We start from the raw sequence: 18,563 nt of genomic DNA, 5'->3' as shown, positions 1-18,563 counted from the left end.
GGGAGGTTTTTATGTTAAAAAGATTTTTTGCTTTATCTGATGCGGGAATGCGTAATTTGCGTTCGTCGATTACGCTCGGTGTCATTATCAATTTATTTTTGATGGTACCGCTGGGACTTTCGCTGTATGTGCTGCAGTATTTTTTGGCGCGCATCATGCAGCAAGGTTTTCAAGTACCGAATGTGTGGGCGGTGTCTGCAGCCGCTCTTGCGATTATTGTTGTACTGTTCATCCTCGAAAAACTGAAGTACGGCAGGATGTACAACGGTGCATATGAAGAAGCGGCGAATGTGCGTATTTCGCTTGCAGAATCGCTTAGAAAGCTCCCGCTGTCCTACTTCGGCAGGCAGGATTTGTCGTATTTAACCTCGACGCTTTTGAACGATGTTACGACGATTGAAGAAGCGCTTTCCAATGTCGTGCCGGAGATGTTCAGCGGTATTATTTCGATTTTGATTGCAGCCGGTCTTCTTGCCCTTTTGGATTGGCGGATGACCATTGCGTTGTTTGTTTGTGCCTTTGCAGGATTTTTTATCGTCGTCGGCTGCCGCAGGCTTTCGGAAAAAAAGATGAAAAGCGTCATAGTCCGCAAAGATTCGATATACGATTCCCTCCAGCAGATGATCGAGAACGTCAAAGTATTGAAGTCTTCCGATAAAAAAGCGGAGTATGTACAGAAGCTCAAAACCGATATTACCGAAGCGACAGGAGCTGCGCTCAAATCGGAAGCGTCGATCGGAGCGCTTATGTTCGGTGTAGCGATGTTTATCCGCTTCGGCTTTCCGCTGGTTATTTCCTATGGGGCGTTTTTGCTGGCGCAGGGGCAAATTGAACTGTTGACATATATCGTCTTTTTGCTGGTCTCCTGCCGTATCTTCGATCCGCTGACAACGGTGTTTATGCTGCTCGCCGAGTTCTTTTATACGCTGATTGCCGTTGAACGGAAACAGGCGATTGTTAATTATCCGGCCCAGACGGGAAGCGAAACATTCAATCCGAACGGTTACGACATTTCCTATGATAATGTTTCATTCTCGTATAATGAATCGACCAGCAAAGGTGCAGGCGGCATAGGCGGGAGCTCCGACGATAATTCAATGGCAGATAGTACAGCAAACAATACCGAAGAAGATACGGTCAGAGGAATAAGCTTTACCGCAAAGCAGGGCGAAATTACCGCCCTTGTCGGGCACTCAGGTTGCGGAAAGTCCACGATTGCACGCTTGGCTGCACGCTTTTGGGATGCCTCATCGGGCACGGTCAGCATAGGCGGTGTCGATGTTTCCACGGTGGAACCTGAAACTCTGCTCGGAGCTTTTTCAATTGTGTTTCAAGATGTCGTACTCTTCAATGACACGGTATACAACAATATTTTAATCGGCAATCGAAACGCTACAAGAGAACAAGTGCTTGCTGCCGCAAAAGCCGCACAGTGCGATTCGTTCATCGAAAAACTACCGCAAGGCTATGACACGGAAATCGGCGAAAACGGTTACACCCTTTCAGGCGGAGAGCGCCAGCGGCTTTCCATCGCCCGTGCACTTTTAAAGGACGCGCCAATCATCCTCTTGGATGAAGCAACTGCCGCCCTCGATCCCGAAAACGAAACGCTCATTCAGCATGCCATCAGCACACTGATAAAAAATAAAACCGTTATCGTCATCGCTCACAGACTGCGAACGGTAGAAACTGCCGACAAGATTATAGTGCTTAACAAGGGAACCATTGCCGAAACAGGTACCCACTCCGAGTTGATGGAGAAGGACGGTATTTATCGGGAGATGTATCGGCTGCAGAGAGAAAGCGATCAATGGTCGGCATAACTTGCAAATATGCGGGCATCTGTTCCGCCTATTTGCAAGTTGAGTAGATTACTCCCTCTATTTACGTCGCCGGGTGTGTCAGTACCGACATGGAGGTCGGTGGTTCTAAGCAGCAGCGATGTTTTTGCGCGCTCCTAGCATCTGTTCCGCCTATTTGTAAGTTAAGAATATTCTCCTTTATTAATAAAAAATATCTAAACTATTGACAATATCGGTTCCGATATATTATACTCTTTTGTAAGATTAAGTTTACAATATTTTAGAGACATCGGAGTAGTTATGTTTAAGATACAAAAGGAAGCCGAAGAGATTTTTAAATCTATCAGGCTTAAAAGAATGTTTGGAGGTTTCTTTTTACTTTCAGATGAGTTTTTGACGGTCGTGCCGGGATACTACATAGGTCTTGCCGTCGATGAATTAAAAAATTCTACTATGACACAAAGTGCCCTTATTGCGTATGTGGTAAAAATAATTTTTTTCACCTGTATGGGATATTTTTTTTCTTCCATGTTTATGTTCTTTATTCACAATTCTGGAAACAGGGCGGCTTATCTTTTTAGAAAAAAAATAATTTCGTCTGTTTTAAAAAAGACTCCGCCGTTTTTTAAAAAATATACTTCAGGCGATATTTTGGCTCGCACCTCAAATGATGTCACTGCCGTAGAAAATTATTTTGCTAACGGTTTTATAATGCTGATGGACTCCTTTGCATATCCCGGAGCTGCAATTTTTATGATGTCGGTTTTAATTTCATGGAAGTTAACCCTTGCAGTCGTCCTCCCAATACCGCTTATAACTATTATTTATTTTTCTTTAGGTAAAGCAATAAAAGATAGAACGGGTAAAACCTATGCGGAATTTTCCAAGGTCAACCAAGGTATTTTGGAGCTCGCTGAAGGAATAAAACTTATACGCTGTTACGTGAATGAGCAAGTCAGGTTAAAAAAACTTTCTTCCATTGTTAAAAATTATTTTTCGGTTCTTTATGCACAAGTTAAACTAACCTCTATTTTGCAGCCATGTACAGCCTTTATTACAAATCTTTGTATCATAATAGCCTTTTGCTACGGCGGTTACCTTGTACATATAGGAGAAATTACTTCAGGGAATCTTGTTTCGTTTTTTGTTTTTGTCGGAATGATTGCATGGAGCGGAATGGCAAGCGGCTTTTACTTACAAATTCAAAAGTCGGCAGATGCAGCTATCGACAGAATAAATGCTCTTATAAGAGATAACAACGAATTTCCGTCCATGGGAAACAAAGAAAAAATCGAAAGAATAGAAAAAATTTCTTTTAAAAATTTCAGCTTTGCATATTCCGATTCCGAAAAGAAAGTTTTACAGGATATTTCCTTTGAAATTTCACAAGGAGAAATTTTAGGAATTACCGGAAAAACCGGTTCGGGTAAAACAAGTTTGATAAAACAATTTTTCAGCCTGTATCCTCAAAATGAAAATATCTTCATAAATAATATTCCCTTAAAAAATTGCGATATTTTTTCTTTTAGAAACAAGACCGCTTATGTAAGTCAGCGTCCTCAACTTTTATCGGGAACCGTTTGTGAAAACTTATGCTTTTATGAAAAGGAAATTGAAAAAGAAAAAATATTAAAGGTTTTGGAAGCGGCTGATGTAAAAAGCGACATTGAAAAACTTACAAACGGGATCGATACAAAAATAGGAGAAAAAGGTGTTATGCTTTCAGGAGGGCAAAGGCAACGAATTGCCCTTGCCCGTGCTCTTCTTAAAGAACCGGAAGTTTTGATTTTGGATGATGCCATTTCTGCCGTCGATGCGGACACTGAAGTTAAGATAATCGAAAACCTAAAAAAATCTTCTTCATTTAATATCTGTATTATATCGGCACACCGTCTTTCGGCTGTTCAGCATGCAGACAAAATAATTGTGCTGGATGACGGTAAAATTATTCAGCAAGGAACGCACGAAAAACTTATAAAAGAAGGCGGCTGGTATGCGGAGCAGTTTGAATACCAGCACAGCCATTCTGCGGAACTTATGCAAGCTGAAGATGCAGACCTACAAATTGACGGAGGAAAAAAAGATGAAAGATAAGACCAATAAACTCAAAGTAAATTATAGATTTTTTCTCTCGTACCTAAAATACTGCAAGACTTATGTCTTAGCAGCCTTTGTTGTAGTAGGAATTTTTATTGCATCTTCAGCCTATCTTCCTACAATTACGGCAAGCGTTATAAATGCCGACCTTGTAAATATGCCCGGCTTAAAAAATTTTTTAATTAAACATGCCCTTTTGTTTTTGGGGACTGCCCTTTTATTTTTTTTATCGATGTATGTAAAAACATTGCTTTTTAGAAAAATTGCAAATACCGCCTGTGAACATATTCAAATGGATATGGCCGGTCATCTTTTAAATTTAAAGATGAAACATTTTGATGAAATGACTTCGGGAAATATAATGAGCCGTTTTTCTTCCGATGTAAATGCAGTAGGCGATTTATACTTTTTGGTTTTGGGCGAGGTATTTAGTGTAATTTTATTATGTATAGTTTTATATATCCGTTTGGCACTTATGAGTTCCTATCTTTTTGGGGCTAGTTTTGCCTATCTGCCGGTTGTTTATTTTCTTGCTCGGTATTATTTAAAAAAGAGCGACAAGCCGACACGGGATTATAGAAATTCAATCGGAGAATTAAACGGATTTTTTAACGAAAGCATTAATTCTATTGAAACCGTGCAAGCTTTTTGTGCAGAGGAAAAAATAGAAAAAGAGTTCGATAAATTTAATCTCCCGGCATATACTTCAAAACGAAAAATGGTTTTACTCTCGGGGCTTTTTTCTTGGAATATTATTGCAAGAATTAGAACCTTAATTTACGCCGCCCTTTTGGGAGTGTTCGGATATCTGTATTTTCAGGGAGCTCATTTTCTTGTCGGTACTCTTGTAATCGTTATAAGTTATAATAAGGAAATAACCGATGTCTTTTTAAAATTATTTATGCAGATAAATATTTACAAAAACGCTTTTGTTGCGGCGGGAAGAGTTTCGGAGATAATCAATTTTGAACATGAAAGAACAAACGGCACTCCTCATTCTCCCATGGGAGATATAAAATTTTCAAACACTCAATTTGAATACAAAGAAGGCATTCCAATTTTAAAAGGACTTGATTTTAATGCGGAAGACGGGATGACCATAGCCTTTGTCGGAAAGACCGGCTGCGGAAAATCTACGATTATGAATTTGATTTTAGGTTTTTATGAAAATTCCGGCGGTAAGGTTTTAATTGACGGGCAGGATATACGCTCTCTTGAATTAAAAACCCTGCGTTCCAAGATTGCAGTGGTCTTGCAGGAACCCTATCTTTTTAGCGGAACGATTTTTGACAACATAAGTTTAAACGATCCTCTTATAAATAGAGAATCTTGCGAAAAAGCTTTAAAGGCTGTAGGCGGCACAAATCTTATAGAACATTCGAAAAAAGGTTTGGATGCTGAAGTGAACGAAAACGGAAAAAACTTTTCGGAAGGAGAGAGGCAGATTATCTGTTTTGCCCGTGCCATGGTAAGAGATCCTAAAATTCTAATCTTAGATGAGGCTACGGCAAACATTGATACCGAAACCGAAAAACTTATAAATGCAGGTATCGAAGTTTTAAAGAAAGGGCGAACAACACTTATAATCGCGCACCGTCTTTCTACTGTAAAAAATGCGGATATAATAAACGTAATCGATGACGGCAAATTATTGGAATCGGGAACTCATGAAGAACTTATTGCCCTAAATTCCAAATACGCCGAATGGTACAGACTGCAAAAGTAGGAATAAGTTTTCTGAAAATGTAAGCTATAGCTTAAAATTTGTTTTTATTGTATACTAATGATTGGAGTGTTAAATTATGCAAAAAAGTTATTACGCTTTTTTAAACCATACTAATTCTGATATCGTAAAAAAAGATAATCCGTATCCGCATTTTAAAACCTATGCATTTTCTTCCGAAATAGGAAAAGGCTATTCTGCTATTTATGATGTAGGCTCTTATGCACATATTTGTATTGCCGATCATCTTTACTATGAGGATTTTAAATATACGGTACCATCGGATGAAGGTATTTATCTTCAGCAATATGATTCTATTGCCTCCGACAAAAAATATCCTGCAGGAAGGGTGTATACCGGAATGCAATACATTCAACATTACACTAAAGTCAAAGCGGTTCAGTATGTTATAAAAAAGGAAACCCCTGCATGTATTATCGGGCTTCAATTAAACCCCGAATATTACGGTGCATATTTAAAAAACACCTTCGGCATTACGGAAGAAAATTTTTGTACAAAAATTTCTCTCTTGCCGAAAGAAAACTATATCCCTGAAATTTCTTTTATATTGAATCAGATACGGAAATTCTCGGGAACCGAAGCGAGTGCAAAACTTTTTTTTAAAAGCAAAGTTGACGAAATCGCCGCCCTTCTTTTACGAAAAACCGAAAACATACAAAAAGCGGAACACTCCGTTTTTTCAGCCGACCATGCAGCTATTATGCAAACGATTGAGTTCATAAATAAAAACTTACACAAAAGACTGCCGCTTGAAACGCTTGCAAAAATGTCGTGTATGAGTCCTTCAAAATTTAAATATGTTTTTAAAGCCGTTACCGGTTTCTCGCTCACCGATTATCTTGTTAATAAAAAGATGGAAAAAGCCTGCTCCCTGCTTTTAAATACTAATATGTATGTTGCAAACATCGCCCAAAGTCTCGGCTACCGCAGCACCGGCTATTTTTCCGCCTGCTTTGAAAAGTACACAGGTATGCTCCCGAATGAATATAGAAAGAGGTGAAAGGTTAGGTTTCTTCGGTGTAATACATACCGGTTCTATCTTCACAGCGTTGCTTATAAATTTTATAACTTTCAAGCCACTTATAGTTAGGCTCATTATACATACAGAAATATTAATTCTTGTTTCCATATTTTTTGACCAATTCTTTATCTAATCGACTTGTAAAAATTCTTTTTAAAACACCTTTTTTTTGCTTTTCCTGTAGGGTCTATTTCCCAAAGTTTCTCTTTCACAATATTTCTCAATTCAACATCATTATGGAACAATTCAATATATGGTTCTTGTGTTATTAAGCTAATGAATTGCTTTGAGTCACCATAAGAATTAATATGAGTTATTTCAGATATATATTTTTTTCGATCAGTATTATCTCTTAGTAAAAATAATGTTAACTCCAAAAGTTTATAGGTCTGTCTGAATTTCATAAAAGGTTTGATCCGTTCCATATCTAAATTACTATTATAAAGTTCTTGTTCATAGAATTTATTTATTAAATCTGAATTTTTTACTAGTTCAAAATAATTGACACTTTTACAATAAGCTTTATAAAATTCAATAAGTGGTATATTGTGATCATAGAAGAATTGATTCTCAAAAAGTGATTTTCCAATAATATATGGAACAAAATATTCTTTTTCATAAAGTTTTAAAGTAATTGCTTCAGTAAGCGATGAGTTTATTTTTTGAGTATTTAAAAATTCCAAAACAATCTCTGTAGGGGCTGAAATATCATTACAAATTTCGATATATACATCAAATATTTCTTCACCAATAGAAATGTTTTTTTGTATTGAACTATCCAGTTTATCAATATGACATTTTATTTTTTGTATAAATTCCATTGCAGATTTATAATCATCTAAATTTAATATAGGCATAAAGACATCAATAATCTTATTCTGTTGTTCTATAGTCAGCAAATTGAATTTACATACAGAAAAATTAATTTTAGATAATAAATCGTTTATTAAATCTTTATCAGTAATCCTATTGCTTGTATTATCGTGAAAAAATAAAGATTTAAAAAAAGAAAATAGCTGATCTGACTGTAATTCTTTTTGATTACAATAATTTGAATATAAATCTATATGGGATAATTGGATTCTATCAAAGTCAGTTGCCCAATATAAGTCAGACGACTCTATTAAATCTATTTCTTCCGAACGTAAAAATTCAAATGGTTCATTGAAGAGTTGATATATTTTTGAAATTTTTTGATTTTCAATAAATTTTTCTCTTAGTTTATAAATAAGAGTAGAGTCTTCATTATAAATAATTTTAGCAATTTCACTTATATTCTTTTGTATCCACTCGGCATCAAAATCAAATGAGTCAAAATTATTTATCTTTATTCTTGAATATACCGAAGAATTGAAAAGGTTATTCTTTTCTAATGATTCTATGAGATCAATATCAGTAATACTGCCAGTATATAAGTCATTTATTTGTTTCAAATTATCTGCGGTAAGGTTAAAGCAACCTACAGCTTGTACATAATCAATAATTTCTTCTTTAGCATTTTCTTTGAGTTCTTCATAAATAATATTAAATAATTCAGATTTAAATATTTTATGTTTAGTTAGTAAATTTTTAAGATTAATTCCAATATCTGAAAAAGATTCAAAGTTTGTTATTTTAGTTAAACAATCTACTAGATTTTCTTTTTCTTCTTCGGTAAATATTTTATCCTCTAAAAATAAAAAGAAATCTTTGTAATTGCTTGAATTTAATGATTCAAAATTAAGACAATTGAAAATATCAGAGTTATCTTTTATTAAATTTATAGTTGAAATATCTATAATAGGTAAAGCAGAATTAAGAAATATATCTTTAAATTTACCAATATTTTTAGGAAAATAATTAATAACACTTATTCTACATCCTTCAATAAATTCTACATTTCCTTTTTTATTATATTCTTCTATTATTTTTTCTATCAAAAACTTAATAAGTGTATTTCTTTGCTCCTCATTATTCTTTATACAGTTATATGAACATATTTTAGCTCCATAAACAATCGATTTATTCGGTTCTATGTTATTTTTTATAAATTCAAAGATTGATTTCATTGTATAATATTTTTGTTTTTGAAATGCTGCCTCAAATATTTCTTCAAACTCAAAAACGATTTCACCATAAAAACGTTTATATTCTACTAATTCATTACAAGCATCATATATTACTTTTGATTCTTTTTCTGTTACAACTTTTTGAATGATTTTTTTATTGTTCTCAGCAGCAATGAATACAACATCATTTTTTATAATTGCATCATAAACAGTTTTTTCTTCCGATGTCTTGATATATGCATTGGATGGATAATTATAAAAATACATTGAATAATCATTCTCAATATCTTTATTTTCAAACATTTTACTAAAATCATTATCAAACATTTCTTTTTCTTTTCTTTCTTCTGCAGAAATTGCATTGTTTTCAGAGTCAAAGATTGAAATATCTAACTTAGAATCATTATAATAAAAATTGTTGACATATTCTGAGAATCTTTTTTCTTCCTGTATTAATTTTTGAAAAATTTTCGGATATTGCCGTTGGAGATACACTACGGCTGCACATTTTTTATAACTTACGGAATCTTTTGAAGAATCACGATTATGTAAAGAGCTATACAATAGAAAAGTTTCATTCAGGCGGTCTTTTATTTCACGAATAGACAATCCTTCTCCTTGCATAATCCAATAAAGTTGAGGCAGAATATTCTTTACTGTATCTTCATCAAAACGTTGACATTCTAATAATTGTTTAAAAATGTCTTTAATATTTTCAAAATGGAGTGGTCTAATCCAAACTGTGTAATCAAAAATTTTTGAATAAATACTTAAGCTTTCTTTATTCTCATTATTAGATTTTTGTGAAACTAGAGATTCTTCCGATTTCAATGAGACAATAAATACATATTTATTTTTTTCATCATCGGAAAGCAAATTAATAAATCTATATAATTCTTTTAAAAGTGAAATTACTATAAAAGCGTCATCAGTTCGATCTAAATCTTCAATTATTATAAGTCTTTTTTTTAATTTCGGTTTTAATTTTACGATAATTTCTTTAAATACTTCAAATGTATCAGTATCGGATGGCTCTATTTTTCCTTGTGAATCCCACAATGAAAATAAAAAATTCTCATTTTTTAAAGTAAACCATAATAATATAAGACTAAGAAAAAGAGATAATTGGTATGGAATAGTAATATTACAGTTTCTTATAGGTATACTTATTGGAATTTTTCCGATGAATAGCACCAAGAATAAAAACAAAGCAATCCCGATTAAGAATTTCGTTCCTTTCCATCCCGAAGTTGATAGCGAAAGTTTACCATAGTTTTTACTTAATCTTTGATTTATATATTTCGAAAATGATTTATTACCATATCCCGCTGCAAATTGATATAAAAAAGATTTCGTGAATATATCAATTTGATTTTGATTCTTTGAAGTTTCATTATCATGTTTACAAACACAATCCCAAAGATTGATATAAATAGGCTTCTCAAAGCATTCCTTATTATCTTCATATAGAATGTTTGTTAGACTTGATTTTCCACTTCCATATTCACCAATTAATGCTACTGTATTAGCCTTTTCATCTATAGCCTTTTTTACGGCTTGTGCTTTAATCTTTAAATCAAATATATCATTATTTGAATTACCGATTGGAGAATTATTAAATAGGATAATATCTTGCTTTGCAGGAATAACATTATCCCTTTTCAAGCTTTTATTTTTTTTAAAAATTTGTTTAATAATTTTCATTGCCCCTCTACAACCCTTTTTACAATATCATTTTTTTAAATTCTCTTAAAATACCCAACGGTTTTATTATACCCGTTTTATGCAAAAAAACAAAGAGGGCATGAGATACGATTTTGATAGTAAGACGAAAATATAGGTTTTCCCCGATATACTTACAAACAAAAAACTGCCGTCAGTTCTTGGATTCTTCCCACAATTTTCTATATAAACCTTCTTCTTTTATCAGCTCCTCATGCCTGTCGCACTGAACAATGTGCCCATTTTCGAGGACCAGAATTTGGCCGGCGTTGCGGAGACTTGTCAGATTGTGAGCAATCATGATGACGGTTTTATCTTTGAGCAATTCCTGTAAGGCGGCTTGTATTTTGGCTTCGTTTTCCGCATCAACATTGGCGATTACCTCGTCCAATAGTACAATCGGGGCATTTTTAAGAAAAGCACGGGCAATCGAAATGCGCTGTTTTTCTCCGCCCGAAAGCCGCAAGCCCGCCTCTCCTATAACCGTATCGTAGCCCTTTTCACTTTGCATAATAAAATCGGTGCAGCCCGCACGCTCAGCCGCCTGATACACTTCCTCCAAAGAAGCGGTTTCCCGGCCGAGCCTGATATTATTCAATATCGTGTCGTTAAACAAAAACACATCCTGAAACACAAAGCTGATATTGTGCAAAAGGTTTTCGTAATTGAGTTCTTTAATATCGGTGCCGCCGATACTGATGCGCCCCTTTTTTATATCCCAAAAACGAGCAAGCAGATTCACAATAGTCGTCTTGCCGCTCCCCGAAAGACCTGCAAGAGCGGTTACCGTTTTTTCTGGAACTGAAAAGCTGATATTATGCAGCACCTCTTTTTCGGCGTAGGCAAAAGAAACATCTTCAAATTGAATATCGAAGGCGTGCGGATTTTGAGGATCGAGCAGCAGGTTCCCTGAAAGGTTTTGCATTTCCGGAACCGCTTTGATGGCATTCATACGGTCGATTGACTGCTGAGTCATTTTAGAAAAGATACTGAAAATCCCCATCGCTTCAATACCGCTAAACAAACTGAAAGAGGCGGTCATCAGCAAAAAGATTTGTGCAAAAGAAAGTGTTCCCCGTAAAAAAAGCAGGGCGGAAGAAAAAACTATTCCCGCCGTAACAAGCCGTAAGCAAAACTGAAAAAGAGAGACGACAGGAATATGAGCAAGTTCCGCGCGGACGGAAAAATCCCGTAAATTCTTTACCGCTTCAGCCGTTTTTGAAAACCGCTTTTCCGCCATGTTGTATATTTTAAGCACATGGATCCCGTTGATAAATTCAACAATATCGGCGGTAACTTTTCCGATAAAGTCCTGCCGGTTTATTTTTAACTTGTCTTGCAATGTAGATAATTTTCTGTACATGTACCATACCGGAATAAACAAAAAAGCGGTGAGCAAAAAGATGCGGTAATCGAAGACAAGCAAGACAGTAAGTCCGATAGCAAAAACAGGAATACCCACGGCGATTTTTTCGATAACGACCATGCCTTCAATTTCCAAAAACGCCGCATCGGAAGTAATGGTCGAAACCAAGTCGCCCGTGTTTTTTTCATTGAGAAAGCCGAGCGATACCTTTCGTAATCGTGTTCCTAAGTTTTTACGCTCGCGGCACATTGCCTTATAACCTGCCCCGCCGCGGAAATAGAGCGTAAAGTAACGCAGTACAATTCTAATAAAAACCGCTGCCGCCATAATGCCGATGTACCGGTACATAGTGCGGACATCAAGCGTTCCCGAAGCGGCGGGATTAAAAAGCGGTACGGCGTTTACAATTTTAAAGGCGATGATAAAAGGTATCATTATAAAAAAGCCGTCGATAAAACTTAATACAACGGAAAAAACAATTTCCTTTTTTTGATTTTGCATAAGGGTCAAAAAAGCCCGCACCGTTTTTAGCATAGAGCCTCCTACAGGTTACTCCGATTTTAATTATTCTCCCGCCCGGCGTCCATACAATAAACGAAACATTGTCTATCGGCGATATATTTTGGCTGAAAACAAAGGCGGGGGAAAGTCAATAAGCAGAATTATATTTTTTAATTATGATATTATGATTAATTTCTCGGATATTATAAAAGCAAAGAAGATGCCGCTTTGTCATAAGCAATATCTGTGCGACAAACGGGAAGATTGCCTCGAAAGAGCCTTGCAGGCTTTATAATGCGAAATCTCTGGTCAAAATATATTTTTAACTTTAACAAAGAAATAGAATATGCTATAATGCTTAAAGATGAGTAGTTTTAGAGGTATTATATGAATTCAACTAATAGTTTTGATGATAAATTAGTTCTTAACATATACACGGTTGATGGCGACCATCAGTTGTTAATTGATAATAATAAAGCAGGATTTGAGTTTTATTTAGAGTTAATGGAAGTTTTTGCGGATGTAGATGCTGTAAATCACAAAATTAATATCAAAAGTCCTCTTTGCATGTCTAATGAAATTAAAAATAGAATGTTTAATTTTTCACAAGAAAAATCAAAAATAAAACCCGAAATACAAAAACTTAACAAAATCATAAAGGATATACCAAATAATCAATTTTTTATAATCATACCTTATCTATTGATGGATCCATTAGAAATATTAAAAATTTTTGAATATCTTAAATGCATCAATAACAATGCTTCAGAAGAAATATTTAAGGAAAAAATCGTAAAACTTGAAAAGGATTATACAGATTCTTTTGCTGAGCTTGAAAAAAAATATGAATTTATTATGTTTTCAACGAGAATACAGAATGTAATCGGTGAAAAAGATAGGACTAAAAGAGTTTGTAGATATTGTGGTCGTTCTGCAGCAGATGGCACTACATTTAAAGAAAAAGCTCATGCAATAAGCGAAAGCATTGGAAATAAAATTTTTATATGTACAGAGGAATGTGATGCGTGTAATTCAAGATTTGCAGGAACGATCGAAAAAGATTTTTTTGAATTGATAAAACTCTATAGGACTATATATGGCTCCAAAGGGAAAAATGGTATTCCAACTTTGCATTATAGGGATGGAATAACTATAGAGTATGATAAAAAGAAGAATTGTCCTATTATTAGACATCGCACAGATAAACCTGCTGTAAATGAAAAAGGAGACCTTCATCTTAAATTAGAGTCTGATACAAATGTCAATCCAATGAACATTTATCGCTGCCTTGTGAAATTTGCATTAGGGTTAATTGATAATTCCGAGTTGTCAAAATTTATTAAAACCGTTGAATGGATAAATAATATAAAAAATGATGGTTCTACAATTAATTTACCACCCGTAATGTGCTTTTTGGATAGGCAGAATTATTTTGAGCAACCAGAAATTGTTCTATACACACGTAAAACAGATGACAAAAAATATCCATATTTATATGCAGAACTAAAAACTTGTATGTTTATATTTGTCTTTATTGTTCCCTTTTGTTTAGAGGATTCTACCGATTTCGGAAATAAAAAAAATTTTAAAGTTTTCTGGGACTTGAATAAACAATACAGATTATTAAATAGAAAATGGGTAGAATATTATTTGAATACAGATTTAGCACAATCATTCAGATATAATTTCAGTATTTTGGCTGGAAGAGATAATTCTGAAAGTAATAAGGATATTGATAAGCAATGAATAAAAACACGGCTTTGTTTTGCAAAATATCAATTTTGCAGAAAAATACAGTCTAACTATTATGTATATACAAAATACTATTTTTCTTCGTCATAATACACTATGTAGAATTTGCCTTGAATGATTTTTGTTCTTTCTCTACTACTTTACATATATATTACCTCACAACCATTTACCCAATGTCATTTCTTTTCTGCTCAAGCAACCGTCACCGCTTTTGCAGCAGTGCTCTCGGATTCGTAGAATGCTATCTTTTTGACAGCCTTCAGCTGCTTATCAATAGGAGCAAGTTGCACCGAAAGGCTTTCAATTCTGCCAATCGAGACTCTGTAACTGCGGCTAAATTGAACTTTTTTATCTTCTTATCTACCATACATACACAAATCCAGATTTTTTCTATCTATGCTGTGCAAAATAGGCATCGATTTCTGGACGCAGTTCAATTCCGACTTTCTCAAAAATATTCAACAATGCTTCGTATAATCCGGTGCCGCCTAAAAAGTCCCAAAATTCTGCCGCAACTTTTAGCTCATATTCCAAATCAATCATCCCTCGCATTGTCCAGCGGCTGTATTCTTTCGGTTCATACGGATTATACGGAATTGCAAGAAATGTATGGATATGAGCTTTCGGATGTTCGGCAAGTGTTACCGCAACCCATTCTAAAAGGGTACGTTTAAATCCTTTAAATTCACCGATATTCGGTTTTGCCGATTTTATATCAATAAGAAACATTTCATCATTCTTTGAAACAAGTTTCACATCAACCTTCGTCGGTTTTACTTCTTTCATTTCCCCTTTTTGACATACTGCACGTATCCTTTCGATTTCTTGAATCTTATCCGGTAGCTGCCGTCCGGTTGTAAGGTCATCCATAATGGTTTGAATGACATTTTGCGCTTCACTTGAAATAGTTTTTCCGGCTGTTTGTTGCTTTTCAGCGCTTTTAAATGTTGTTTTTGCAAGAGCAACCGCTACCGGTTCAAAAATAGTTGTACCAAAATTCGTATTTAGGGAATGAATAAACGAAAACAATGCCATTCTATCTTTTCCTAACAAGCGGGTATGAAAAGGCATTACGGCAGGTTCGGGATTATAATTTTGAAATTTATGTCGTAAGCTTTGTTTTAAAATATCTTCGACCTGTATTATTTGTTGATTAGATAGTGACATTTTGTATCTCCTCTATTAGTCTTTCTGTCTTTGGTTTTGAATATAAACCTCTTCTCTCAAATAAGTAATTTTTACTATTTAAAATGGTAACTGTATTTTTAAAAACATTAATAGCATTTTCTTTTATGCCTAAGTATTTTATTTTTTCATTAATAGAGTTTTGATGTTTTTCTAGAAGAATATTACAAGCCATTAGTATATGCATGTCCATTGTTTTCGATTTCATTGTTATATTACCATTAACTAAAGAATGGTTAAACCAAAACCATAAGACAGCACAATAATAATAGAGATTTGCCTCATGTTTAGAGCCATTGAAAATTTTACCTTCTTTTTGAAACTTTTCTATTACAGAAATAGCATTACTTTTCATTTCATGAGGCCTTTGCAAAAACACAGAAATAAATACTCTTGCTAATGTTTCAATATTTATTCTACTATATGGTGGAATAACATTTACATGCTGGCCTCTAAGTCTTTCAAAATATAAATGAAAATCATTCTCTTCCTTACCTAAGAAATAGGTTTCAATTTTTTCATGAAAATCATTTAAAGATTGTAAATCTTTGTCGATTGAATTCTGATTGTTTGCAGCGTAAATAATCATTTTTTTTAAGCTATTATCTTTTGTAGAAATTATTTTAGCAACAACTTCAATGTTATCAATGCTATTTTCATCACTAGATTCTTTGTATTTTTTGAATAATTCATTTGTAGTCTGACAGCCGTTAATGATTCTTGGAAAGGTTAAGGTAAATTCTTTCTCCTTTACAGGATGACGCTCAATTTTATTACAAATAATAGTTAAACCGTTATTCAAAAATGGAAAATAATTTCTTTCTGAATTAGAGTCTAAAGTTTTTTTTATATCCATATTCACAGGAGTTGAGCCAATATAATTTCTAACATTTTCAATAAAAAGTTTTTCTTTTAAATTTTTATCAGAAGTCAAAATTAATTTTTTTAGTTCGAAAAATTTTATCGTTGCCAAAAGACTTAATTCAACATTATCAATAGATGAAAGAGGTATACTATTCTCAAGTTTTAATTGTGCTGTGTGGAATCTTGAAATTTTCTCATACTCGATTTTCACTTCATCTTTTTGAAGAACTAAAATCTTATCCAATTTACATCTATTTTCTATTTCCGTTCTTGATTTAATTTTTCTTGTTTCCGCATTTATTTTTTCATCTGTAAGTTCATGTGATGTTCTCGCAGAAACAAAAAATAAACAAATATGTGGTGTTTCCGAAATTCTATCAATGAAGCTTCCTGAATCATCGAGTAGTTTTTTAAAAATAGTTGAATAAGGTTCAATATCTGTTGCTAGCGTAAGGAACTTTACAACTTCATCGGTAAAGGCACTAAATTTCTTTTCGTCAAAGCTACTCTGAGTTGTTGATTGGATGAATCCAATTTTTATTTGAATTGCTTCCGTTGGTCCAAATTTTCCCAAATCAGCTTCTTCAGAAACTAATTTATTATTTACAACAATAACGATACCATCAATTCCTTGTGCTTTATTTGTCGAAACTGATTTTACATTATCAAGTTCCTCTTCTAAAATGTTTGAAGCAATAACATAATTACTAAAATCTTCAAAAACATCATCATCGTTATCATCTGTTCTAATTATGTTAAACTTTTTTGCAAAATCATTTATTTTTGCATTAAGTCCTATATCAAACTTCTGTGCCATTTATTTCTCCTTCATATGAAAAATTGTTTCGGAATAAGCGCCCTTATCCTTTTCTGTTCTATTTAAAACCGGACGATGATATTGATTAACGATATGCATTCCGGCTTTCTCTGCAATAAGCGGATACATATTGAATTTATCATTTGCAACCAAAAATACATTATAGTCTGCCGCTAAATAGGGCTTTGCATTATTTAGAACAGCGCTAATACCTTCCACATAACTTTCGCGGGCTTCTTTTCCTTTTCCTTTAAATAAAGGGCCTATTTCCAAATCATCATGACGGGTAAAGCCGAATATGTCATACGCATACGCATGTTGTTCATGGTAGTCTATTAATCCGACATACGGCGGAGAAGAAAAAATACCTGCAATTTTATGGCACCGGATTAATTCATATAACTCAGGTTTGTTTTGTTTTATTTTTTCATCGAGATTGATTGTGCGGGAATCTCCGGTTACGCAATATTGAAAAGTTTGCGTTCTGAGCATTTTAAATTCAGCTAAGCGTTTGACGGTATCATTTGCATAAGTATTCCACCATCTCAATATCGAAAAAAGCGGCTTGCAAATCTTTCCATGCTTTGTGCAATAATACGGAACGGTTATCGGCTCATAGATTGTCGCAAGATCTGAATGGGTTGTTGCTCGGCAACTGCGCATTGTTCTACTTAAAATTATTTTCGCGATATTCCTTTCAGTTTCATTCGGTATTTTTTCAATAAGCTGAAAGACCAAATCAATTTCGTTCCGAATATTCTGCACATACCATTTATCTAAGAATGTATCTGTTTCTTTTTGCTTTAGTTGAATATTAAATGTATGGACAAGTTTTTCATAAAGAGGAAAAAATTCTTTTTCTTTTTCAGCTCCATAGGTCTTTTCATCGATATTCTTTTGCCGTACATCGATTTTAAACTGCGGCGACGGAAAATACTTATTGTTAAAAGTTAAAAGCGCAGCACTTAGCGTATCTTCAAATTCCGGTATGGAGGAAGCAGCGGTAAAATCACGAAGTGTATTTGTTATAAACGAAAGTTCATTTTCAAGCATTTGTAAATCGCAATTTTGTATTTTGGCATTTGCAATGACTGTATTAAACTCCGAAATATCCACGCCGATTGCATGAATACCTAGTTCATTTGCCTGTACAAGCGTTGTTCCGCTACCGCAAAAAGGGTCAAGTACAACATCGCCCTTATGAAAAAAGACATTTTGTTTAAAGCTGTCAGTATGCTCATCTAAAAAATATTCGACAAGCTGCGGAATAAATTTTCCCTTATAAGGATGCAGCCTATGAACATGTTTTGTCGTTTCAGCTTCTTTATATTGTTCGAAAGACAACGTCCAATTCAATTTTTCACCGAGCGTCTCTTCCCAATCCGTCTGCCGTTTACCGGAACGCGACTGATAATAATGAAGTAATTCTGTTTTTGAAACTGCCGGGGCACCGTTATGAAAAAATTTATTTATTCGTCCGTATTGAATAAGATATGTAATATTTGAGTTGGTTACATGCTTCCCCAGCAGTACCGTAGCCCAATGACCCGCTTCGGGGATAGAGATAAAATCGTCCTGCTGTACTGTAGCGAAAAGTTCATTTTGCATAGTGTCTCCCAATTTTGCCGTTAAAGTAACCACAAC

11 protein-coding genes are annotated in these 18,563 nt (G+C 34.3%); 6 read left to right on the top strand and 5 right to left on the bottom strand.

Features of this window, described 5'->3' with window-relative positions; translation table 11 throughout:
* The first annotated feature begins 11 nt into the window (after positions 1-11).
* From TDE_RS04440 to TDE_RS04425, 4 genes are all read left to right on the top strand, one after another.
* Positions 12-1,823 carry an ABC transporter ATP-binding protein gene (locus TDE_RS04440; RefSeq protein ID WP_002682224.1) on the top strand — a complete coding sequence of 604 codons (1,812 nt, stop codon included), beginning with the start codon at positions 12-14 and terminating at the stop codon, positions 1,821-1,823.
* 279 nt (positions 1,824-2,102) lie between these two features.
* A complete protein-coding gene (locus TDE_RS04435) occupies positions 2,103-3,896 on the top strand; it encodes an ABC transporter ATP-binding protein (protein ID WP_002682222.1) in 1,794 nt (597 codons plus the stop codon).
* Positions 3,886-5,625: an ABC transporter ATP-binding protein gene (locus TDE_RS04430; RefSeq protein ID WP_002682220.1), complete on the top strand. Its 1,740-nt coding sequence runs from the start codon at positions 3,886-3,888 to the stop codon at positions 5,623-5,625. The genes TDE_RS04435 and TDE_RS04430 overlap by 11 nt, the downstream gene beginning before the upstream one ends.
* Positions 5,626-5,701: 76 nt before the next feature.
* Positions 5,702-6,643 carry a helix-turn-helix domain-containing protein gene (locus TDE_RS04425; protein WP_002682215.1) on the top strand — a complete coding sequence of 314 codons (942 nt, stop codon included), beginning with the start codon at positions 5,702-5,704 and terminating at the stop codon, positions 6,641-6,643.
* A gap of 146 nt (positions 6,644-6,789) precedes the next feature.
* On the opposite strand, the gene TDE_RS04420 is transcribed toward TDE_RS04425, so the two are convergent.
* Positions 6,790-10,416 (bottom strand): hypothetical protein, encoded by a 3,627-nt coding sequence (locus TDE_RS04420; RefSeq protein ID WP_010956838.1) that lies wholly within the window; start codon positions 10,414-10,416, stop codon positions 6,790-6,792.
* Between the two features lie 172 nt (positions 10,417-10,588).
* Positions 10,589-12,334, bottom strand: a complete 1,746-nt coding sequence (locus TDE_RS04415; RefSeq protein WP_002682208.1) for an ABC transporter ATP-binding protein — start codon at positions 12,332-12,334, stop codon at positions 10,589-10,591.
* Positions 12,335-12,422: 88 nt separating this feature from the next.
* On the opposite strand from TDE_RS04415, the gene TDE_RS04410 reads away from it, so the two are divergent.
* Both TDE_RS04410 and TDE_RS04405 read left to right on the top strand, forming a co-directional pair.
* Positions 12,423-12,596, top strand: a complete 174-nt coding sequence (locus TDE_RS04410) for a hypothetical protein (RefSeq protein ID WP_010956836.1) — start codon at positions 12,423-12,425, stop codon at positions 12,594-12,596.
* Between the two features lie 92 nt (positions 12,597-12,688).
* Complete coding sequence (locus tag TDE_RS04405; protein ID WP_002682207.1) at positions 12,689-14,047, top strand: hypothetical protein; 1,359 nt, start codon at positions 12,689-12,691, stop codon at positions 14,045-14,047.
* Positions 14,048-14,443: 396 nt separating this feature from the next.
* Here TDE_RS04405 and TDE_RS04400 read toward each other — a convergent pair whose 3' ends face one another.
* Genes TDE_RS04400 through TDE_RS04390 form a run of 3 tightly spaced genes read right to left on the bottom strand, consistent with a single transcriptional unit; the run spans position 14,444 to position 18,527 of the window.
* Positions 14,444-15,220, bottom strand: coding sequence for a TdeIII family type II restriction endonuclease (locus TDE_RS04400; protein ID WP_002682206.1), 777 nt, complete (start codon positions 15,218-15,220; stop codon positions 14,444-14,446).
* On the bottom strand, positions 15,207-16,919 hold the full coding sequence (locus tag TDE_RS04395) for an AIPR family protein (protein WP_002682205.1): 1,713 nt from the start codon (positions 16,917-16,919) through the stop codon (positions 15,207-15,209). The genes TDE_RS04400 and TDE_RS04395 overlap by 14 nt, the downstream gene beginning before the upstream one ends.
* Positions 16,920-18,527, bottom strand: coding sequence for a DNA methyltransferase (locus TDE_RS04390; RefSeq protein WP_002682204.1), 1,608 nt, complete (start codon positions 18,525-18,527; stop codon positions 16,920-16,922).
* Positions 18,528-18,563 lie beyond the last annotated feature (36 nt).

Origin of the sequence: Treponema denticola ATCC 35405, from assembly GCF_000008185.1 — a bacterium.
Taxonomy (GTDB): Bacteria; Spirochaetota; Spirochaetia; order Treponematales; family Treponemataceae; genus Treponema_B; species Treponema_B denticola.
The sequence above is the reverse complement of the archived record's forward strand: the minus strand, read 5'-3'. Positions and strand labels throughout refer to the sequence as shown.